Source organism: Planktothrix tepida PCC 9214 (assembly GCF_900009145.1).
Classification (GTDB): Bacteria; Cyanobacteriota; Cyanobacteriia; order Cyanobacteriales; family Microcoleaceae; genus Planktothrix; species Planktothrix tepida.
The window spans coordinates 145,956-168,082 of the sequence record NZ_LN889801.1 but is presented as its reverse complement, the minus strand read 5'-3'; the positions used below and the strand labels follow the sequence as shown (position 1 = coordinate 168,082).

Here is a 22,127-nt window from a genome sequence, read left to right as displayed (position 1 = left end):
GGTTCATTGGAGGATTTAGCAATATATCGGCAAAAGTAGAATTCAGAAAACCGTTTGTTCCTAAAATTCTACAGTCTGCTTCAAGTCTAGTCGAATTAATTGATAATTTTAGGTAATTTTTCTAAAGACATTCTATACTTTTTGGAAATTTTTAACTGTGTAAACTTTTTCTTACAATACTTGTAGTTTGGGATACAAAAATCAATAATAGTATGATTTAATTTTAACCAAAATTTAATATAAATTTAGTTTTTTATAGGAATTGTAAAGGCTTCCCTCCAAAAGAGGGAACAAATAATCAAAAAGAGGGAACAAATAATCAAAAAGAGGGAACAATCAATATCAGAGTGATATATTGCCCGTGATCATCGGAAGTAACGCAGACACTCAGTTTCCTGGGTTGTCTGTGTTCTCCTAATTTTCGTAAAACTGAATACATTAAAACAGGAATATTATTCTTAAGTCACAGCATTTTCTAGCATTGCAATTGTGCCTTGTTTAGTATCAATTTCTACCTCTATTCCTAAAGGAACCGTAAATTGATCTCGAATATGACCCATCATCGAACCATACCAGGCGGGAATCTCTAAGGGTTGAATTAAATCCGTTAAGACTTGCCATAAGGTTAACGAGGGTTCATTTCCCTCCCCCGGGGTGCAGGATGTACATTGACTAAAAATAAATCCCGAAATTTGATCTAAAATTCCAGCTAATTTTAAATGGGTTAACATTCGATCAATTCGGTATATATCCTCACCTACATCTTCCACAAATAAGATTTTGCCCTGCCAACTGGGTAAATACTCGGAACCCACTAAAGTTGATAAAACTGATAAATTGCCTCCCACTAACCGTCCTTGGGCTTGACCTGGATAAAGGGTTTCAACTCGAATATTGGCAGGATTTTGAAAGGTAATATTTTGGGCATCAAATAAAAGTTTTTCTAACCAATTGACGGAATAAGGAGTCCATAATGAAGTGCCTAATAATCCATGAAAGGTGACTAATCCCGTTTGGCTATATAATCCTAATAATAAGGCTGTAATATCACTATAACCGAGAAAAATTTTAGGATGTTGGCGAATTAAATCATAATCTAATAAAGATAAAATTCGGCTACTTCCCCAACCGCCTCCTGTGGCAATAATCGCCTTAACCGTTGGGTCAGCGAACATTTGATTAATATCGGCTGCCCGTTGTTGATCGGTTCCTGCTAAATAGCCGTATTCACTCAGAACATGAGGGGCAACTTTAACGGTTAATTCCTGTTGTCCTAATTGTAGTTGAATCCACTTTAAATGCTCCTTTAAAATCGGGCTGGCTGGAGTCACTAACCCCACTGTATCTCCTGGCTTTAAACGGGAAGGTTTGAGTAACCCAGAAACAGATGCAGACTGAGCTAAAACGGGCAACTGAGTCGCAATTCCCGTTAAGGTTAATCCTGCTAAAAAATCACGACGATTCATGTAATCAGTTATCAGTTGTCAGTTATCAGTTATCAAGTATCCGCATCATCAGTTATAGAAGGTGATTAATTAATTCTATTACCCCTGCTCCTCGGCTGTTTTTTGTGACCCAATTAACTTTTTCTTTGACTTGGGGTAAGGCATTAGCAACAGCTACGGAATAACCACATTGTTCTAAAAAGTCACAATCGTTTTCTGCATCCCCAACACCTACAATTTGTTGTAGAGGGAGGTTGATTAATTGGGAAAGAGCGTTTAATCCAAAGGCTTTATTAATGCCTTCGGGTAATACCATCACTGCTCCTTTATTGCAAATAATTTGGAGATTAACGCCTAACTCTTGAATCGTTTTCTGGGTAATTTCTAAATAGGGTTCCCAAGTGGCAATAATCACTCGACCCACCCCCAACGCTTCAAATAATTGAGCTTGAGCAATCTGAGAAAATTCCTCTGGAACCGCTTGATTTTTTAAAGATTGTTGTTTTTGGTCAATGCGATCGCGTAAGAGGCTTATAAAGTCTTCAGACGGGCGTTCTGCCAATAATTTTTCGAGCTTTGTAGGGGGTTGATATAATACAGCACCATTTTCTGCAATCACCCAATCAAACACATTAATAACCGGAATATGAGCAATTAAATTATCGAGTTGTCTGCCCGTAATCAGAATTAACTTTCGCCCTGACTGTTGCCACCGTTCTAAAGCATTTAAAGTAGACTCCTCCACCATTCCATCGGTCGCTAAGGTTCCATCAAAATCCGTTGCTAAAGCTAAATAGTTCATGATGATCAGAAAAAAAACTGTTGAGGAAGGGGTAGATTTAGATTGAATTAATTCTACCACTCATCCGTTGAATTAACCTTTAACTTTCTGATTCATCATCTTCATACTCAACCCAAGAATTAGAGGTTTCTGAAACCCTAACTTTTAATCGGACTCCTTCAGGGACTCGTTTTTTGGTGACATCATAAATATATTTGGCAATCATTTCGGCTGTTGTTTCATATTCCGGGGGTAAAATTTCATTTAACACCCCATGATCTAACCCTCCTTTGGTAACATCTTTTTTTGCCCATCGTAAACTTCTAAAATCTGCGACCATCACGGGATGGGGGCAATATTCCGAGGAATGGAGTTGGTTAGATGTTGCTTCCACTTGCACACGATAACTATGACCGTGCATTCGTCCACAGGGGCCATCATAATCTTTAATATAATGGGCGCTATCAAAGGTAAATTCTGTTGTTAATTTCCATTTCGGCATAGGTACGGGCTTCAACTCAACATCTGATCTTATTTTGACGCCACCGTGAACTTTCCATCCATTCAAGAACTTTGAAACATAAATTAAACAGATAAGTTCACTCTTTACGATCCCTAATTGAGTCCGAATACTCAACATCAATTAACTTTGTTAAACGCTAAAAACCATAAGCAGGCAACTTTTCCTTTATCCTTTTTACTTTTTCCTTGTGCGTAGTGCTATAATGTCGGGCTAACACGCCATTTGGGTGATTAGGCAGAATTTTTCTGTATAACATCCCGTATAGGGTGATTAGCCAGAACCTTGACATTGAAATTAGGCTGAGTCTTTTGCTAGTTTACTTTTTCCTGCATGAGTGAAACTGTTTTCCAAGCTGGACGACTTAACATTAATCGAGGAATACCACACTCTGAGGCAGCTTGAGCCGCGATTTCATTCACCTTATCCCCTCTCAGGGGATTGTAATTAAAAACCAATCTGCTATAAGGTTTATTGACTCCAAAGCAATCAGATTTTAAATAATATGACTCAAAAACAATGGTACGAATCCCTGTTCGAGAATTACGGAGAAAAATATGATTCTGAGAATTTTACAAAAGGGACAATGGGTGAATGTGATTTCATAGAAAAAGAATTAGGATTTAATAAATCCTTAAACATATTAGACGTAGGTTGCGGGACAGGAAGACATACAATTGAACTGACCAAGCGGGGATATTCTGTTACGGGAATTGATTTATCCGAATCTCAGCTTAAAAGGGCAAAGGATAAAGCAAAAATTGAAAATTTGATGATTGATTTTCAGCAGCAGGATGCCAGAAATTTGCCATTTAATCATGAATTTGATGCCGCGATCATGCTTTGCGAGGGAGGATTTTCCCTCATGGAAACTGATGAAATGAACTTTGAAATCCTGAAAAATGTCACCCAATCATTAAAGACGAATGCTAAACTTATATTCACAACTTTAAATGGATTGTTCCCCTTATATCATTCGGTTGAGCAATTCTATGAATCAACAACAGAAGCCGGAAATTCTACCTGCAAAAGCAATAGTTTTGACTTGATGACCTTCCGGGATCATAACATAACGGAATTTGAAGATGACCTGGGAAACAAGAAATCTCTTGCCTGTAATGAAAGGTATTATGTGCCGAGTGAAATTACCTGGCTCCTGAAATCTCTGGGTTACAGCAGCATAGATATTTATAGCGCTAAGTTGGGGGCATTTTCCAGACATGACAGATTAACAACTGAAGATTTTGAGATGCTTGTTATTGCTGAAAAATGATTGTGTAACTTGTCCCAACTCGCTCAATAAGAACTGAACTTAACAGGGAAACTCAATGATAAAAGTTGTTAAAGTTTGGTCACTTTCAACTTGAATTGTTCCGCCTAATTGTTCAACTAATTTTTGGACTAATGCTAATCCTAACCCGGTTCCTCCTTGCTTCCAGGGGTCTGCATTGGGAACCCGATAAAACTTCTCAAAAATGCGAGGAAGTTCTTTAGCCGGAATTTCTGCTGGGTTACGAATGACAATTTGTAAGGAGTCGGAAATTGAGGGAGAAGGGAGAGGTTTATCTTGTTTTTTACCTTTGCGTTTGGTTTTAGGGGTTGATATTAATTCCAACCAATTTGATAAAGAACGATAATGAATTTCTAGAAAAATTTCTCCCCCATTTGGACTATATTTACAGGCATTATTTAACAGTTCTGCCAAAATCCGCTCTAAACTATTGGCATTTGTTCTAATGGGTTGTAAATGGGGATAATAAGATACAGTGAGCAACTGCTGGCGTTCTTGAGTGCGGGAATAAAAAGGATTTATAATATTGGGCAACCATTCCAATAAATCTAAACTTTCGAGAGCAATGGGGGTAGAGGAGGATTCCAACCGTTGTAAATCCAATAAATCATTAATTAAATTTGTTTCTCGCAGACATTCAGATCCTAGGATCTCCAAATACTTTTGACCTCGCTCAGAATTGGGGGCAATTTTTAACATATGAATCGCCATTTTCATATTCGCTAAAGGAGTCCGCAGTTCATGAGAAACGGTACTCAAAAAATCATCCTTGAGAATATTTAACTGTTGCAATTCTTGAACTTTTTGCTGGAGTTCGGCGGTTCGATCTTGAACTTGACGTTCTAAATCAGTATTTAACGCTTGAACTTGTTGATATAATTGAGCTTGTTGAATGGCGATCGCTAATTGAGTGGCAAGCTGTTGTAATAATAGGGTTTCTGAGGGTTGCCAATGGCGAGAACCTGAACACTGATGGGCTGTAATAATTCCCCACAGTTGCCCATCTTGTAAAATAGGAACCACGAGATAAGCCGTCACTTCCTGTTGATTTAATTGATTAATTTCTTCAGGACTTAAGGAAGATTTTTGAATATCAGAAACGGCATAAATATTATCATATTCAAAGACCGTTAAGTAACATTTAACTGATTCTTTAAAAAGCTGATCATTAGCCAGGGATTTACATCCAATAGCAACGGATTCAGCCACTAATTTTCCGGTTTGGTCGGATTCAATATGATAAATAAACACCCGATCAGCTTGTAAAAATTGTCGAACTTCCGCCACTGTTGCATTGAGAATTTCATCTAAATTTAAGGATTGATGAATTCTCATGGAAATTTTAGCTAACAGTCTTTCCCGTTGTAACTGTTCATGAATTTTAGAGGTGCGTTCTTGAACTTGTTTTTCCAGTTCCGCATTGCGACTTTTTAACAGTTCTAATTTTTCCGTTTGCAGTTGATTAACTGATTGCTGTAATTGTTTAACAACCCGATACATTTCCGTCGGATCAAGCATTCTTAATAAACTAACTTGTGTAATAATTCCTAATAATTCTCCTTCATCTCCACAAACGACTAACCATTGTGCCTGTTGCTTTTGCATTTCTTGATGAGCCAGCCATAAAGAATCATTGGGTTTTAAAGAAAAGGATAAAGTTCCCATTACCGTTGTTGCAGGTGTTAAGGTTAAATCTAATTCTAAAAATTGTGCCTCCACAATATCTTGTTCTGTAACTAATCCAACGGGAGTTAATTTTTTTCGAGTTCCCGATTGAAAAATGACAACACAACTGGCTTGATGTGCCGCCATCATTTGAGCTAAACTTAATACAGATGTTGTTACCGGAGCCGTCACAACTTGGGTTAACATTTCATCTCCGACTCTTCGCAATCTTAAAATATTAGACGGTTGTAAAACCCGACGAATTCGTTCTGGGGTAATCACTCCCACTAACTGCCCTCGACTATCTAAAACCGGTAAATGGAGAATTTGATGTTGTCGAAATAAGGATAAAGCGGTAAAAATATCTTGATCATCGGATTCAGTTAAACTAACTGTAACCGGAGACATAATTTCAGCGACACGAATTTTATGAAGCGGTGCTTCCTTTAAATTATCTAAAATTCCCGCCGCAATTAACTGAACAATATCTCGTTCTGTTACAATCCCTAAAAGAGAGGAAAATTGAGGGTGTTCATCAGGAAGAACATGAACAAATTCTTCTGGATCTTGATGAATCACTAACACACAACTTGCCCTAGAATCTTCTACTGAAGAATGGCTAGGGTTTAACAGACAATGATTTTGAGAGAGTCCCAATACCTTGATCACATCGGCTAAAGAAGTTTCGGGCGTAACGATAAATGGATTTCGATCAATGGCTTGTTCTAAGGCTGATGAATACCGCACAGACTGATAAAATTCCATAGTGATACTCTAAAAAAAGTTCGTGGCAAAAGACACGAGGTTTTTAATCTTGAAATGTCAACACAAACTCACTCAGCATTTATCGGAGACTCATCGCTAATGAGTTTAACACAATTTCACAATAAATAGTTATGATTTTATCAGTTAATGAACCCAATTTTTGGGAAGAACACTATCAACAGGGAACCCCAGGATGGGACTTAGGAGAACCAGCACCCCCCTTTGTTGATTTTTTGCAATCTTCTCACACCCTACCACCGGGAAAAACTGCGGTTTTAGGCTGTGGAAGGGGTTATGAGGCGCTGTTGTTTGCCAGTTATGGATTTGATGTTGTTGGGATTGATTTCGCGACTTCTGCAATTGAAGAAGCCTTAAACTGGCAACAGAAGTTGATAGCTCAACCGTCTCTTTTAAAAGGTTCAGGACAAGATTTACCCACCTCAGCAATATTCTTACAACGGGATATTTTTGAATTATCGGAAGAGTTTTCAGGACAATTTGATTATGTCGTTGAACATACTTGTTTTTGTGCCATTCCCCCCGAAAAACGAGGAAATTATGCCCAGTTAGTTGAGTCTATTCTGAAACCCAAGGGGCAATTGTTGGGGTTGTTTTTTACCCATTCCCGTCCTGGAGGGCCACCGTTTGGGATTACACCTGGGGAAATTCAAGCATATTTTCAAGATAAATTTCATATTCTTGATCTCCATCCCGTGACAAACTCAACCTCTAAGCGTCAAGGTGAAGAACATTGGGGACAGTTTAGGGTCAAAAAAAAATAAGAGAAATTTAGGGGTTTTAGGCTAAAGTTGATCTGTCTAACTCCCCTTGATAGAGGAATTCAGAATCCAGTTACCTTTAGGGGACTTTGTGTTCTGCAAATTTTAGTCTGCCTTATTATAATAAATAAAGATTAAATTGAACCTGATTTACGAATGAGTCAACCGTTGAACTTAGAAAATATTTCAAATCAGTTAGAGAGCGACAACTTACGCGATCGCTTATTGGCGTTAGTTTCTTTGCGGGGAGTTCCCCCAGAAGATGCTGTTCCTTTGATTAAAAAAGTTCTTAATGATCCCAGTTTACAAGTCCGGTCAATGGCGGTTTTTGCCCTGGGAATTAAACCCACAGCCGAATGCTATCCCCTGTTGGTGAATCTATTAGAAACTGATCCCGATTATGGAGTCAGGGCTGATGCCGCAGGGGCTTTGGGTTATTTAGAAGATATTCGAGCATTTGAACCTTTAGTTAGAGCTTTTTATGAAGATACAGATTGGCTGGTTCGATTTAGTGCGGCAGTTTCTTTAGGCAACCTGAAAGATATTCGCGCCCGTGATGTTTTATTAGCCGCATTAAATAGTAATGAAGTGATTTTACATCAAGCGGCGATCGCGGCGATCGGAGAAATTAAAGATGTTGAATCTGTTGATCATATTCTGCGCTTTGCTCAAGCTGAAGATTGGTTAGTTCGGCAACGATTAGCTGAAGCATTAGGTCATTTGGTGACACCCAAAAGTCTTTCGGCGTTGAACTATTTAGTCAAAGATAGTCATCTGCAAGTGGCTGAAGCTGCCAAAATTTCCTTAGAACGGCTACAAGAAGCCGAATTAAAATCTTAAGAATTTGATCACAGGGGAACGGAGAACACCGAGGATAATTGAATTATCTTGACAAATGAACCTGACTATTAGACGATAGATTTTCAGTTTTTATATTTCCCTGAAAAGCTATCCTTAAATCAGCTTATGACTTCTCCGTTCCCTTACCGTCAAAAACCCAAAATTCTCCAATTAATATTTTTTAGTTTTATAGTCTTATTGCTGGCTAGTATTTCAGCTATTTTAGGCGCAATGACAGCTTTACTCGCTCCTGAAAAATTTGATTTTAATGAACCCGAATTAAATATTTTAGATGGGCTATGGCGACATCGGTTTAAATATAATTTATCTCGTTCGGTTAATATTTTGGTGTTGGGAATTGATGGCAATCTTAATCAAGATTCAGCATCCCCCGATGTTTTTAAAGGTCGGAGTGATACGGTGTTATTAGTAGGTTTTGAACCCCAAGATAAATCCGTGAGTTTATTATCTATTCCCCGTGATACTCAAGTTGAAATTCCAGGTTATGGAACTGGAAAAATTAATGAGGCGAATTATTGGGGGGGTGCTCAATTAGCACAACAGGTAATTCAAAATACGTTAAACAAAGTTGAAGTTAACCGTTATGTTCGTGTAAGTAGCGGTGCATTTCGAGAATTAGTGGATTTTTTAGGAGGAGTAGAAGTTTATATTCCTCAACCGATGTCCTATCAAGATAAAACTCAGCAATTAAAAATTGATTTAGCACCCGGTTGGCAAACTATTAATGGAGAACAAGCGGATCAATTTGTGCGCTTTCGGGGTGATGGTTATGGAGATTTAGGTCGTGTTCAGCGTCAACAAGCGTTAATGGAAGCAATTTTAGTTCGACTCAAAGATCCGACGGTTTTACCGCGTGTTCCTGAAATTATTCGGATTATGCAAAAATATATTGATACTAATTTGAGTTTTGAAGAAATTTTAACCTTAGTTAATTTTGGTTTGAATCTGGAACCCCAGAATTTTAAAATGGTGATGTTACCCGGTCGTTCTAGTTCTCAGGAAGATTCTAATAGTAGTTATTGGTTCCTGGATGAACAGGGACGCGATCGGGTAATGTATCAATATTTCCGTTTAGATTCAACAGGATACACCTTAAAAAGTTCCTATGAACCGTCTGCTTATGACCGTTTATCCAAAGATTTAAAAATTGCGGTTCAAAATGCCTCTGGTCATTCTACTGGGGCTGAAAAAATGCTTAACTTTTTATCCAATCAAGGATTTAATCAAGTTTATTTAGCCCCTATTGAATCAACCCCACAATTGCAAACCCAAATTATTGTTCAAGGCGGAGACTTAGGCGCGGCAAAATTGATGCAAAAAGCCCTTGGCTTAGGAGAAATTAAAGCCTCTGCCACAGGAGAATTGGGTTCAGATTTAACCATTCGAGTCGGCGAAGATTGGATAAAAAACAAGTGATCAGCAACTTATTTTCAAACTTTAGTCAATAATTATTAACTGATAACTGACAACTGATAACTGACAACTGACAACTGACAACTGATAACTGATAACTGTCTATTGCAATTGATACAAGATTAAACCCAAATATTGATTTTCATCTGTCCAATTCTTTAATGAAACTAATCCTAGGGTTTGTAATTCCTCTTGAATTTGTTCAAATTGAAATTTACGAGAAATTTCCGTATGAATCGTTTCCCCTTCTGCAAATTCAAGGGTTAAATTCAGGGTTTTAAGTTCAACGATTTGCGATCGCAAACTTTTTAAGTGCATTTCAATTTGATGCTTCGTGTCATTGTAAAAGGCTAAATGTTCAAATTGCTCAATCTTAAAATTTCCTTCAAACAAACGGTTTAAATGTCGCAACATATTTAAGTTAAAAGCAGCCGTCACCCCTTGACTATCATCATAAGCAGGTTCTAAAATCGACTTAGATTTATGTAAATCTACCCCTAATAAAAAATAATCTCCGGGCTGCAACGCTTCAACAACATGGGCAAAAAAAACATGGCATTCTTCGGGTTTTAAATTGCCTAATGTACTCCCAATAAAACCGATCATTCGTGATGGTAAAGGAGAAGAATTGAGATGCTTCAAGGCTGTTTCATAGGTACTAACAATCCCATGAATATGCAGCGTGGGATAATCTTCCAGGAGAGAATAGGCACTTTGTTCTAAAATTCCCCCACTAATATCAATGGGTAAATAATGTAAGGGATGACCTAACTCTTGATAAGCGTCTAATAGAATTCGAGTTTTTGTAGAACTCCCACTTCCTAATTCTACAACTTCACAAGGGCCTGTTAAATGGGCAATTTCCGAGGCATAATCTTGTAAAATTTTAGTTTCTGTGCGGGTTAAATAATATTCAGGTAACTCACAAATTTTCTCAAACAATAATGATCCCTGATCATCATAAAAATATTTAGGCGGTAAGGTTTTGGGAGTTTGAGTTAGCCCTTTGATCACGTCCTCTCCAGCCGTAACCGGGCATTTTTCCCGAAAAGTTTCAATTGTTAAGCGAGGGTTAACTCGGATGTACTCCTCTGATGATACGAAGGAAGAATTTGAAATTGGCATTATAAAAGATAAAACTCAGCTTAAGAATAAGATTTTACCCTGTTTTGTTGATTAAAACCTATTTTTAGATAAAATTAAGCCATTATCCATCGTCTGACAGACTCAGAGCAACAAAAAAAATATACAATAGGGAATAGCTGTTAACAAAAGTCTGATGAATGTCTATGACCGCTACTGCACCTGTTACAACGAAGTATGAAGCGATTATTGGGTTAGAAACCCATTGTCAACTGAGTACGGAAACTAAGATTTTCTCCAATTCTTCCACGAAATTTGGGGCTGATCCCAATATGAATATTGATCCCATTTGTATGGGATTACCCGGTGTCCTCCCGGTGTTAAATGAAAAAGTCTTAGAATATGCCGTAAAAGCTGGGTTAGCCCTTAATTGTGAAATTGCTGCTTACAGTAAATTTGATCGCAAACAATATTTTTATCCTGATTTGCCTAAAAATTATCAAATTTCTCAATATGATTTACCGATTGCCGCAAAGGGTCAATTAGAAATTGAAATTGTTGAGGAAGATGGCAGTTCAAGACGCAAAATTATCGGCATTACTCGCTTACACATGGAGGAAGATGCGGGGAAATTAGTTCATGGTGGAAGCGATCGCCTTTCCGGTTCAACCTATTCTATGGTTGATTATAATCGGGCGGGAATTGCTTTAGTTGAAATTGTGTCTGAACCGGATATTCGTTCTGGACAAGAAGCGGCTGAATACGCCCAAGAATTGCGTCGAATTATGCGGTATTTAGGCGTGAGTGATGGCAATATGCAGGAAGGTTCCCTGCGCTGTGATGTGAATATTTCCGTGCGTCCCGTGGGTCAAAAAGAGTTTGGAACGAAAGTTGAAATTAAAAATATGAACTCTTTTAGTGCCATTCAACGGGCGATTGATCATGAAATAGAACGGCAAATTGCAGCCATAGAAGCGGGAGAAAAAATTATTCAAGAAACTCGCTTATGGGAAGAAGGAAGTCAACGAACTATTAGTATGAGAACGAAGGAAGGATCAAGCGATTATCGCTATTTTCCTGAACCCGATCTTCCCCCGATTGAAGTGTCTGTTGAACAATTAAAAACTTGGCAATCGCAATTACCTGAACTCCCAGCCGCCAAACGTCATCGCTATGAAACAGAATTAGGATTATCCCCCTATGATACTCGTGTTTTAACGGATGATCGTCCGGTTTCTGAATATTTTGAAGCAACTATTGCCGCAGGTGCTAATATTAAACAAGCGGTAAACTGGATTATGGGGGATATTACCGCCTATCTAAAAAACGAAAAATGCAGTATCACTGAAATTGCCCTCAAACCCCAAGAATTAGCGGAGTTAATTGCCTTAATTGAAGCCGGAACGATTAGTGGTAAAATTGCTAAAGATATTTTACCGGAATTATTGGCAAAAGGAGGTTCTCCTAAAGCTTTAGTGGAAGCGAAAGGATTAATTCAATTATCCGATCCTAAAGCTTTAGAAGAAATTATCGATCAAGTTTTAGCCGAAAATCCCAAAGAACTCGAACAATATCATGCGGGAAAAACTAAACTTCAAGGGTTTTTTGTGGGTCAAATTATGAAGAAAACGTCAGGAAAAGCTGATCCTAAACTCACGAATCAACTCTTAGGGGAAAAGTTAAAAAAATAAGAAACGTCTGAAGGTTGGGTGATTAACTTTAACCCAACTCTTCTTAGATTTTAAGGAGATTTTAAGCCATGCAAAAATACGAACGGGAGCGATTGTACTGGCGAGTTAGTTTTTTGTTGATTTTGTCTTTTCTCGCTTGGGGAATTTTCTTGATTATTCCTTAATCTTCAAGAAATCAGAAATTGTTTAAAGGGTTGGGTTTCACAATTGCTAAACCCAACCTATTCTTCAGAATTCATCAGATTTGGGGCTAAAAAATAATTGGTTAACTTTACTAATAGCCCAACTGAGAATCGCCCCGCCCATTAAAATTCCAATGGCGGGAGTAAACACAGGTTCCCAGAGTTTGTACCATAAATCTAAGCCTAGATTTACTTTAAAAGAATGTCCTAAAACCGCAATTACTAGCCAAAAAAAACTGAATAATACTAAAAAGACATCCGCCACTAAAATTCGATTTAACCATTTGATCAATTGTTCTTTCATCGTCCCAACTCAACTCAAAATTAGATTAACTCATTTAATCTTAAACCTTTATCAGTCGCTCCTAACGCTTAAAGCCCAGATTAATCATCAACCCTAAACCGTAAAATCTAAATTTCCCTATTGCCTATTGCAAGAGTGTCTATTGCAAGAGTGCCTATTGCAAGAGTGCCTATTGCCTATTCTCTATTTGCTGTTCCCTGTTCCCTGTTCCCTGTTCCCTATTGTCTTGTATATTTTAAGCATCAAAGGGTTCTTTTTGCAAATATTAATTCACAATTTGTAGACAAGCTTAACCTAATCTGAACCGAACCTTTGCTACAATAGAAGTCAAGAGTTATCATAGGCAGTCTGTGTCAATATGGTTCGCTACACCCTTGCTCAAAGTCCAGAAATCGTTCTCACCGTCCGAGGTAAAGATTCATCCCAAGCGCGTGAGAAAGCGATGGACAAACTGATGGAATTGATGGATGCAGGTAAACTGCCAACGGAATTAGATGAAGGCTTTAGTCCTCAACAGTTTATCGAAGTCAAAGAACCCGATGATACCCCCGTTGAAGAAGAAGATGCCATTTCTGAAGCTGTGCAGATTTTGAGTAATTTGGCTTCGTTGAAATTGAAAGTAATGGACTCACGGGAAGAAGCCTTAAAAGTACGAGAAGCCATTGATATTTTGTTTACAGATCAACCTGTAACAGTAGAAGAAGTAACCGAATTAAAAGATGGGTTTAAGGTGTTAAAAAATTTCGCGGTTTCTAATCTGCGATATCGAGAAGCTAGAGCAAAAGCCGAAGAAGCCAGAGCGATTTTAGATGAAGCTTTAAAGTCTTCTGATGCTGAAGCTAAACCCGAAAATGCTCCCGGAAAAAAAGATAAAAAATAGGTTTTAGGAGGCTATTATCTGTTGACAGTTTACAATTTGCTGTTAACCCTGAACTGTCAATAGATAACCCTTAAATTAAGCAGTTCTGTAAATACGGTGATTGACAAAAACTAATACAGCAAACTTAAAAAGTAAACTCTTCTTTTCTGTTCCCTGTTCCCTGTTCCCTGTTCCCTCCTCTCTTATGAAATTACCCTCAACTTGGAATCTTCCCGCAACACTTCGCGATCGCTTTGGTCAAAAAAGTTTTGGTAAACAACGGGCGATGATAGCCGATGAGAATCTGTTATTAGTATTACATAAAGTTCCCAAACCGGGCGAGCGCCATCGAGAAGGGGTATTATTTTGGCGTAGACCCGATGGTCGTTGGGAATGCAGTAAAGGGGGTGTAGCGTTTCAACAATTAACCAATCATTTGAAAGAGTATCATTCAGCCGAAGAAGACTTAAATCAATTTTATAATATTGCTAAAACCGCAGAGGATTATTTTAACCTTTTAGAGGCTATTACCCCCCTACAGTTAGCGACAGAAAACTTACACGCCACGTTACAAACAGCCAGAGAAGCAATTCCTCAAGATCGAGATATTCTGGATTTAAGAGATTGGGCTTATGAAATTGAACGCACGTTAGATATTCTTTATATTAACACAAAAAATGCCCTGGATTTTAAAATCGCAACTGAAACAGAAGCCGCTGCTAAAGCTGGAAATCGGCTCAATACTTTAGCTGCAATTTTCTTTCCGCTTACGGCTATTTCCTGTGTATTTGGGATGAACTTAAAAAGCGGCTTGGAATTTCAATCTCCCCTAATGTTTTGGCTGATTTTTTTAGCCGGAATTTGGTTAGGGTTAGTTGTTAGACAATGGGTTTTTACAGGAACCTTTTCCCAATTAAGCTTTAATAAATTAGCAATGGATTTAAAACAAGGGTTAAAAGAATAGCAATACTATTGTATTGTTAACTCCTGAACTGATAACTGATAACTGATAACTGATAACTGATAACTGATAACTGATTCAAGGTGTCGAAACAGTAGCAGCCGCTAGAAATTGCTCAATTTGATGGGGTTGCATAAAGGATAAATATTTCTGGGCAAATTCTGGAGGTAAAAGTTCAATTAAAAATTGATTTTCTACCCAAAATTCTATCACATCAAACGCATTTTCTCGATTACAGCGAACCGCTCGCCATTCGTTTTCTGCTGCAATAGCTTCAATTTCCTCTTGAGTAATGGGAACAGAAAGAGCCAGATGGGTTGCACTATAGTTAGAACCCCAAGCATTATGGGTAAATAGAACATCTTGATATCCGGTTCCCGGTGTTAATTCTGTGCCGAAGGGATAGACCTCAATGGCGGTTCCATATTCATCTAACATTAACACAAAATAACTACCGGGGTGGGGGGGAAAAGGAGCAAATTTTCCTTGAGAAATCTGGGCTAGAACTTCAGCGACTTGACGGGGATTTTTAGCTGGAATAGAAAGGTGATGAATCATAGGGATTTTTGAAACAATGAGTTAACATTAATGACTCAAATCTAAAACAATTAATCTCAGGTTTGAGTAGGATCAACAAAGGTGTAAAGATTATTCCTACAAACATTAATCTGGTAGTCTTCCAAGATTTGCCCATCAGCAAATACAGCACGAATATCGTAAAAACACCGAGCCGAGTTTGGATCAGAGAATAAAACTTGAACACTTTGCCCTGTTGGTAACACATCGGTTTGCAAAATGTCGTATTCCCAATTATCAAGGCTCGAATCAGACAGATAGAGTTCTGTTACCATTTTACTACTGTTATTGGCAATCACAAAATCCGACTTATCAGCGATCGCGCGCTGACTATGAAACATCACGAGGGGAAGAACTAAGAAGGCTGTAAATAATCGACTGATGGGTAAGGTTGAGGGTAAAGGAATCTGGAACATTTCTAATTGCGCCTCAGCATCTGTTCAAAACTGGGAAATTCCAGTCTAGTCAAGGTTTAATGATCGGCAATTTATCAAAATCAAGAGAGAATAATTGGAGACTAGAGGAAGATCCCGTTAAGATAAGATATAAATCGAGAAGAAGTGAGGAATTAATTTCCTTGCTTCTTCTCAATGTAGAACCCAAGATAACGCCTATCTACAGGTACGTTACACTGGAGAATAAACCGAGAAAAACCGTTTGAGTTGGAGTCAGAAGGAATTCTCAAATCTAAAGTTAAGGTAGGATCGGGAAAAAGTCGGGAAGGTATCGCATTTCAAGGGAAAGATTAAACTCACCATGAAAATTTTGTTGATCGAAGATGATCCAATTTTTGCATCAATGTTGGTACAATCTTTAACCAACCAGCGTTATATTGTCGATCAAGCTGAAGATGGTCAAATGGGGTGGGAATATGCTCAAAGTACCACTTATAACTTAATTGTCATTGATGTAGGATTACCTAAATTAGACGGTATTACGCTGTGTCAAAAATTACGTTATCAAGGCAGTACCATCCCGATTTTATTAATAACCGCTAAAGACGGAACAAGCGAGCGCATCCGAGGTTTAGATGCGGGTGCTGATGATTATTTGATTAAACCGATTGATATTGCAGAATTTCAAGCGAGAGTTCGGGCATTATTACGACGAGGTGAAGTTTCCCATTCTTCCATCTTAGAAATTGGAAATTTACAACTAAATCCGGTAACTTGTCAAGTTCATTATGCCCATCAACCCATTACCTTGACCCCCAAAGAATATAGTTTATTAGAATTATTAATGCGAAACCCCGCACGGGTTTTTAGTCGGGCTGAACTGATTGAATATTTGTGGAGTTTTGATGATCCACCCCAAGAAGAAAGCGTTAAAGCTCATATTAAAGGACTGAGACAAAAATTAAAAGCCGTTGGTGCGGCGGAGTGGATTGAAAATGTTTATGGGTTGGGTTATCGTCTCAGTGCAAAACTCCAAACAACGCCCTCTGTTTCTGCTGATTCTCCTCAGCCCACAATCGAAATTTCCCTAGAACAACAGTTTAACCAAGCTAAAGAAAAACTCTGGAATCAATATCAAGATTTATTAATAGAACGGTTAGCGATTTTACAACATTTAGCGATCGCCTTAACCACAAACACTCTGCTTCCTTCCCTGCGTAACGCCGCCGAACAAGCCGCCCATAAATTAGCCGGAGTTCTAGCCATGTTTGACCTAGAACAAGGGACAGAAATTGCTAAAAAAATTGAACAGAATTTAGAAGGAGATCAGGCCCTAACCTTTGAGCAAATCCAACTGTTACACTCCTATATTCACGAATTAGAACAGTTACTTCCTCACTCAATGTCTGAAACCGATCAATCTCCTCTGCCTTTCCCGACCTCAACCCCCCCAAATTTGGAAATAAATCTTTCCCCCAATGTGAGTTCCTTACCTGAATATTCAGTTTCCGAGATTTCCCCTCGCCTGTTATTAATTGATTCCGATCCCGAATTCGGAAAAGCTCTGCAATCTTTAGCAGATTCTATGGGGTTAGCTTGGCAACAAATCCCCACCTTAGCAGAAGCAAAAACTTGGTTAAACCTCAATACTCCAGAGGTTGTTGTTTTCAATGACTATCCCGATATTAAAACCGAAGACCGATCCCAACTGATCATAGATTTAGCCAAACGCACTCCTCCCATTCCCGTCTTAGTCCTAACCTCCACAGAAGGTTTAATGGATCGAGTCACAGTAGCTCGTGCAGGGGGTCGCAGAATCTTCATTAAACCTGTGACCCCAACCCAAATTTGGGAAGCCACCAGCCAACTCTTACAAGCCTCTCCGCACTCCAAAGTCAATGTTTTGGTTGTCGATGACGACCCCTTATTTTTAGCCACCTTGCGTCCCGTTTTAGAGCCTTGGAGGATAAGAATGACGGGACTCAGCGACCCCCTGCGGTTTTGGGAGGTTTTGAAATCTGTCTCACCGGATTTATTAATTTTAGATGTGGAAATGTCCCCCGTCAGTGGGATCGAACTTTGCCAAACGGTTCGGGCTGATCCCCATTGGCAAGGATTACCGATTGTATTTCTCACGGCCCATTGTGATAGTAAAACCATTCAACAGGTATTTGCGGCGGGGGCGGATGATTATGTCAGCAAACCCGTCATGGGGCCAGAACTATTAACTCGCATTACTAACCGTTTAGAACGGACTCGATTATTACAAACATTATCTACAAAAGATCCGATTACAGGGTTAGCAAATTATCTCCAGTCTAGCCAAGAATTACAACAACAAATCCAGAAGTGTCAACAATTAGAACAACCGTTTTCTTTGGGAGTATTAAGTTTTAGTCAACTACATGATATTAATCTTGAATATGGGCATTTGATTGGCTATCAAGTTTTGCAACGGTGGGGGCGTTTATTTCAAGGAATGACTACAGTTGGAGTTGAAACAATTGGATATTGGGGAAATGGGGAATTTGTTGTTGGAATGCCGGGGTTAACTCAAGCAGAAGCTCAGGAACACCTATCTGATGTCTTGATTTCTCTCCGACAGCAGGTGTTTACCACTTTGGAAGGACAACGATTTCAGGTCGTTTGTGAGGTAAAAATTACAGAATTTCCTACCCAGGGACAAACATTACAACAATTATATCAACAGGTTCATCATCGTAATGGATAATCATTTATTGGCAACTTCATCAAATTTTCAGTTATCTTCCCAAAGTATTCATGTTTGGCAAACAAACCTGAAGCGATCGCTTTCATCTCTTCAATTTTACCAAACGATTCTTTCTGCTGATGAAAAAAAACGGGCTGAACGCTTTAAGTTTGAAAAAGATCAACAAGCATTTATCATCGCACGGGGAACTCTAAGAATGATTTTAAGTCAGTATTTAACTTTGTCACCAGCAGAGATTAAATTTAAGTATAGTTCCAAAGGAAAACCTTGTTTAGATCAAAATCCCTTACCCCTACACTTTAATTTATCTCATTCTTATGGAAAAGCTATTTATGCGATCGCCTTGGAAAAAAATATCGGTGTAGATATTGAATATATTCGTAAAATTGAAATCCTTTCTTTGGCTAAACGTTTTTTTTGTGATTCCGAATATCAATGGTTAAATTGTTTACGGTTAGAAGAACAATATGCTGGATTTTTTCAACTCTGGACGTGCAAAGAAGCTTATTTAAAAGCAACGGGAGAAGGCTTAGTGGGGTTACAAGATATTGAAATTAAAACGCCTTTAAGTTCAGTCTTACAAATTTTAAAGATTTCCCAAAATTCAGAACTTGCCCAAAATTGGACATTAAAAACAATTCAAACCGCAGAAAACTATAGAGCAACTTTAGCCATTGAGGGAATAAATTATCAGTTTAAATTTTGGCATTGGATAGATGAAGAATGACTTAATCATATGATAGCAAAAGGTTGATTACAATTGATTTGAGCTATGTTAATATTACAAGGAGATATAGCAATCAAAAATTAGGTTTTAATCATTTACAACTAACATAAAACAGCCAGAAGTATTATCTCTGTTCCCTATTCCCTATTCCCTATTCCCCATTCGTAATTCGTAATTCGTAATTCGTAACTCCCTGTTCCCTGTTCCCTATAAAGGAATTAATTTTGATCAAGCGTAAAATTTTTGTATTGTTGAATCGGAATCTCAATCATAAACTCTGAGCCTTCTCTAACTTGAGACGAACACTTTAATTGACCGTGATGTCTTTCCACAACAATTTGATAGCTAATAGCTAATCCTAAACCCGTCCCTTTCCCGACAGGTTTTGTTGTAAAGAAGGGATCAAATAATTTATTTTGAACCGCTTCCGTCATTCCCATCCCATTATCAATAATACGGATAATAACCTGTTCATTTTGAAGGATTTCAGTGGTAATAGTAATCCTAGGTTGCCAAGAATTTAAGGAATTACAAGGGATCTCCTCCTGAGAAGATTGAGAAAAAAGAGCCTCATCCCGTTCTAGTCTGCGCTCATGAACCGCATCAATCGCATTCGTTAGTAAATTCATAAAAACTTGATTAATTTGACCTGCATAACATTCAACTAAGGGTAAATCACCATAATTTTTTATCACCTGAATCATTTCTTTTCCCCCTGCTTCTGATAAGCGATTTTGGAGAATTAATAATGTATTTTCTAAACCTTCATGCAAATTCACCTTTTTCACAGAAGATTCATCTAAACGAGAAAAATTGCGTAAGGATAAAACAATTTGTTGAATGCGACTCGCCCCTGCTTTCATCGAACTTAAGAGTTTGGGTAAATCCCGTTTTAAAAAATCTAAATCAACCGTTTCCGTCACCTCTTGAATAGCAGGAACAGGTTCAGAATGATGCTGTTGATAAAGTTCAATTAAACTTAATAAATCCTCCATGTATTGGGTGGCATAATCCACATTTCCGTAAATAAAATTAATCGGATTATTAATTTCATGGGCGACACCCGCCACCAACTGACCTAAAGAAGACATCTTTTCTGTTTGAATTAAATGGGCTTGAGTTTGTTGTAATTTCTTTAAAGTTGTTTCTAATTCTAAGGTTTGAGCTTTTGCTAACGCGGCTGCTTCACGGGTTTGGCTATAAAGTTGGGCTTGATTAATTGCGATCGCCACTTGCGCCGTTACAGCCTGTAATAATTCCACTTCAGAATCAGTCCAGCATCGAGGTTCCTGATGATTAGCACAGACTAAAACCCCAATTTCTCCCATTTGGGTTTGAATAGGAAGAGACAGAACAGACACAAATCCAAACTGAAGTAAACAGGATTTTTCTTGAGAATCAGGAAGATTAACAACATGATTAATTCGTCCTATGTTTAAATCCAAATATTGCTGTGACCAAGCCCCAACTTCTTCTAAAGAATAGCGACCAACAATATGGGCAAAAGCCGGATCTTTAGCTTCCGTTACAATTTCCCAATAAGCCGGAGTAAAATAGGGTTTAGACGGATTAGAATAAACAGAATTAAAATTCATTTCTTCCCGACGATACCAACAAAAATAGCAGTGTTCGACCTTCATTAACTCCCAAACTTGTAAAACGGTTGTTTCTAAAATTGTTTTCAAATCTAAAGAATTACGAATTTGGTTAGCTAAATGATTAATTAATTTTTCCTGTTGAGCCAATTGTCGGAACCGAACTTCCGATTGTGCTAATAATTCTTCCGCAACTTTTCGTTCTGTAATATCTTCATAAGTTCCTAAAATTCCCACCACATTACCCTCTGGATCATGCAGAGGAATTTTATTAGTTTCTATCCAACATTGTTCGCCATTGGCATTCAATAAAGTTTCGATAATCCGATAACGGGGGGCATTAGCTGCCATGACTTCTTGATCAATTTTTCGATAATATTCAACTTCAGCTAAAGTCCAAGGTAAATCATAATCCGTTTTTCCAATTAAGTCTTGAGGAGAATTAAACCCCGCATCTAAAGCGACCTGTAAATTGCACCCTTGATAAACTGAATTTCGATCTTTCCAAAAAATCCGTTGCGGGATCGTATTCATAATTAACTTTAACATTTGTTGGGATTGTTCTAGTGCTTCCTCTACTTTTTTGCGATCATTAATATCAGTCAGTGTACCAATATATCCCGTTACTTTTCCCGATGGATCTTTGATGGGAACCGCTTGACCTAAGACCCAAACCCCACTTTGATCTAATGAGTTTAAACGATATTCTGAAGAAAAAGGGCGTTGATTTTGAATCGCATTTGACCATTCTTGAATTAACCGTTCTCGATCATCAACATAAATGCTATCAACCCAACCTCTATTTAACGCATCTGAAGGTTGCTGTCCCGTAATTCGACATCCATATTCATTCACATATAAACAGTGTCCCGTTACATCCGTTTCAAACAAACCCACTGGACAAGCTTGCATTAAAGATTGATAACGCTGTTGGGTTGTTGTTAACGCTTGGTTGATGGCTTCAAGCTCTTTAGGCGTGCGAAGTTGTAATAATTTGGGAACTAAAGGAATAATTGTACAAGATGTAAAAATTGAAATTAAAGCCGTGATTGCCTTCAATCCTCCTGATAACCAATATAGAGGATACCAAAGGGTAAAAATCGCCATTAAATGGTTGAGTCCACAGGCAAAAATAAAGGCACTAAATAGGATAAAAACTTGAGGGTAGGGTAAATCTTGACGCTGGCGAACAAAATAAATTAATGAAATTGGGATGGAAAAATAAGCCAACGCAATCAACAAATCTGAAACAAGATGAAGCCCCATTAATTGAGATTGCCAAAGGTAGCAGGAACCATGAGGCATCCATGAAGCCATTGCAACCAGTTTTTGTGAAATTATCCAGGTCAAGTTCATGACGGTTTAAAAAATTTATTTAAGGAGAAAGGCAGAATAAAATATCGATAATGACCTCAAAGAAAACGACCCTTAATAATTGATAATAACCTCAACAGTACAGGGGAATTATACTGCACAGAGCAAAAATCCCCTTTAGCCTCTATA

The 22,127-nt window shown here is 38.1% G+C and carries 18 protein-coding genes; 9 read left to right on the top strand and 9 right to left on the bottom strand.

Features of this window, described 5'->3' with window-relative positions; translation table 11 throughout:
• Positions 1 to 458 precede the first annotated feature (458 nt).
• The 3 genes from PL9214_RS13535 to PL9214_RS13525 form a co-directional block, all read right to left on the bottom strand.
• Positions 459 to 1,466: a S66 peptidase family protein gene (locus PL9214_RS13535; protein WP_072719329.1), complete on the bottom strand. Its 1,008-nt coding sequence runs from the start codon at positions 1,464 to 1,466 to the stop codon at positions 459 to 461.
• Between the two features lie 52 nt (positions 1,467 to 1,518).
• Positions 1,519 to 2,247 carry an HAD family hydrolase gene (locus PL9214_RS13530; RefSeq protein ID WP_072719463.1) on the bottom strand — a complete coding sequence of 243 codons (729 nt, stop codon included), beginning with the start codon at positions 2,245 to 2,247 and terminating at the stop codon, positions 1,519 to 1,521.
• Between the two features lie 79 nt (positions 2,248 to 2,326).
• Positions 2,327 to 2,728, bottom strand: coding sequence for a 6-pyruvoyl trahydropterin synthase family protein (locus PL9214_RS13525; protein ID WP_072719328.1), 402 nt, complete (start codon positions 2,726 to 2,728; stop codon positions 2,327 to 2,329).
• Between the two features lie 523 nt (positions 2,729 to 3,251).
• Here PL9214_RS13525 and PL9214_RS13520 point away from each other — a divergent pair.
• Positions 3,252 to 4,019: a class I SAM-dependent methyltransferase gene (locus PL9214_RS13520; RefSeq protein ID WP_072719327.1), complete on the top strand. Its 768-nt coding sequence runs from the start codon at positions 3,252 to 3,254 to the stop codon at positions 4,017 to 4,019.
• 39 nt (positions 4,020 to 4,058) lie between these two features.
• On the opposite strand, the gene PL9214_RS13515 is transcribed toward PL9214_RS13520, so the two are convergent.
• The gene (locus tag PL9214_RS13515) at positions 4,059 to 6,467 is read right to left on the bottom strand and encodes a CBS domain-containing protein (protein WP_072719326.1); all 2,409 of its coding nucleotides are present in this window, start codon (positions 6,465 to 6,467) and stop codon (positions 4,059 to 4,061) included.
• A gap of 131 nt (positions 6,468 to 6,598) precedes the next feature.
• On the opposite strand from PL9214_RS13515, the gene PL9214_RS13510 reads away from it, so the two are divergent.
• From PL9214_RS13510 to PL9214_RS13500, 3 genes are all read left to right on the top strand, one after another.
• A complete protein-coding gene (locus PL9214_RS13510; RefSeq protein ID WP_186440360.1) occupies positions 6,599 to 7,249 on the top strand; it encodes a methyltransferase domain-containing protein in 651 nt (216 codons plus the stop codon).
• A gap of 153 nt (positions 7,250 to 7,402) precedes the next feature.
• Positions 7,403 to 8,086 carry a HEAT repeat domain-containing protein gene (locus tag PL9214_RS13505; protein WP_072719325.1) on the top strand — a complete coding sequence of 228 codons (684 nt, stop codon included), beginning with the start codon at positions 7,403 to 7,405 and terminating at the stop codon, positions 8,084 to 8,086.
• 126 nt (positions 8,087 to 8,212) lie between these two features.
• Complete coding sequence (locus PL9214_RS13500; protein WP_072719324.1) at positions 8,213 to 9,523, top strand: LCP family protein; 1,311 nt, start codon at positions 8,213 to 8,215, stop codon at positions 9,521 to 9,523.
• A 99-nt stretch (positions 9,524 to 9,622) separates the two neighbouring features.
• Here the strand turns inward: PL9214_RS13500 and egtD are convergent, their stop codons facing one another.
• Entirely contained in the window at positions 9,623 to 10,645 is a 1,023-nt protein-coding gene (gene egtD, locus PL9214_RS13495) for an L-histidine N(alpha)-methyltransferase (RefSeq protein ID WP_072719323.1), read from the bottom strand.
• Between the two features lie 164 nt (positions 10,646 to 10,809).
• On the opposite strand from egtD, the gene gatB reads away from it, so the two are divergent.
• Positions 10,810 to 12,294, top strand: a complete 1,485-nt coding sequence (gene gatB / locus PL9214_RS13490) for an Asp-tRNA(Asn)/Glu-tRNA(Gln) amidotransferase subunit GatB (RefSeq protein ID WP_072719322.1) — start codon at positions 10,810 to 10,812, stop codon at positions 12,292 to 12,294.
• 228 nt (positions 12,295 to 12,522) lie between these two features.
• Here the strand turns inward: gatB and PL9214_RS13485 are convergent, their stop codons facing one another.
• Positions 12,523 to 12,780: a DUF8620 family protein gene (locus PL9214_RS13485; RefSeq protein WP_072719321.1), complete on the bottom strand. Its 258-nt coding sequence runs from the start codon at positions 12,778 to 12,780 to the stop codon at positions 12,523 to 12,525.
• A 358-nt stretch (positions 12,781 to 13,138) separates the two neighbouring features.
• On the opposite strand from PL9214_RS13485, the gene PL9214_RS13480 reads away from it, so the two are divergent.
• Both PL9214_RS13480 and PL9214_RS13475 read left to right on the top strand, forming a co-directional pair.
• Positions 13,139 to 13,660 (top strand): hypothetical protein, encoded by a 522-nt coding sequence (locus PL9214_RS13480; protein WP_072719320.1) that lies wholly within the window; start codon positions 13,139 to 13,141, stop codon positions 13,658 to 13,660.
• A gap of 184 nt (positions 13,661 to 13,844) precedes the next feature.
• The gene (locus PL9214_RS13475) at positions 13,845 to 14,603 is read left to right on the top strand and encodes a CorA family divalent cation transporter (protein ID WP_072719461.1); all 759 of its coding nucleotides are present in this window, start codon (positions 13,845 to 13,847) and stop codon (positions 14,601 to 14,603) included.
• Between the two features lie 75 nt (positions 14,604 to 14,678).
• Here the strand turns inward: PL9214_RS13475 and PL9214_RS13470 are convergent, their stop codons facing one another.
• Both PL9214_RS13470 and PL9214_RS13465 read right to left on the bottom strand, forming a co-directional pair.
• Positions 14,679 to 15,158 (bottom strand): hypothetical protein, encoded by a 480-nt coding sequence (locus PL9214_RS13470; RefSeq protein ID WP_072719319.1) that lies wholly within the window; start codon positions 15,156 to 15,158, stop codon positions 14,679 to 14,681.
• A gap of 56 nt (positions 15,159 to 15,214) precedes the next feature.
• Positions 15,215 to 15,592: a hypothetical protein gene (locus tag PL9214_RS13465; RefSeq protein ID WP_083580006.1), complete on the bottom strand. Its 378-nt coding sequence runs from the start codon at positions 15,590 to 15,592 to the stop codon at positions 15,215 to 15,217.
• Between the two features lie 340 nt (positions 15,593 to 15,932).
• Here PL9214_RS13465 and PL9214_RS13460 point away from each other — a divergent pair, with 340 nt between their 5' ends.
• The gene (locus PL9214_RS13460) at positions 15,933 to 18,302 is read left to right on the top strand and encodes a response regulator (protein WP_072719318.1); all 2,370 of its coding nucleotides are present in this window, start codon (positions 15,933 to 15,935) and stop codon (positions 18,300 to 18,302) included.
• Positions 18,295 to 19,029 (top strand): 4'-phosphopantetheinyl transferase family protein, encoded by a 735-nt coding sequence (locus PL9214_RS13455; RefSeq protein WP_072719317.1) that lies wholly within the window; start codon positions 18,295 to 18,297, stop codon positions 19,027 to 19,029. The genes PL9214_RS13460 and PL9214_RS13455 overlap by 8 nt, the downstream gene beginning before the upstream one ends.
• Before the next feature lie 218 nt (positions 19,030 to 19,247).
• Here PL9214_RS13455 and PL9214_RS13450 read toward each other — a convergent pair whose 3' ends face one another.
• Entirely contained in the window at positions 19,248 to 21,941 is a 2,694-nt protein-coding gene (locus PL9214_RS13450; RefSeq protein ID WP_072719316.1) for a PAS domain-containing protein, read from the bottom strand.
• Between the last annotated feature and the right edge of the window lie 186 nt (positions 21,942 to 22,127).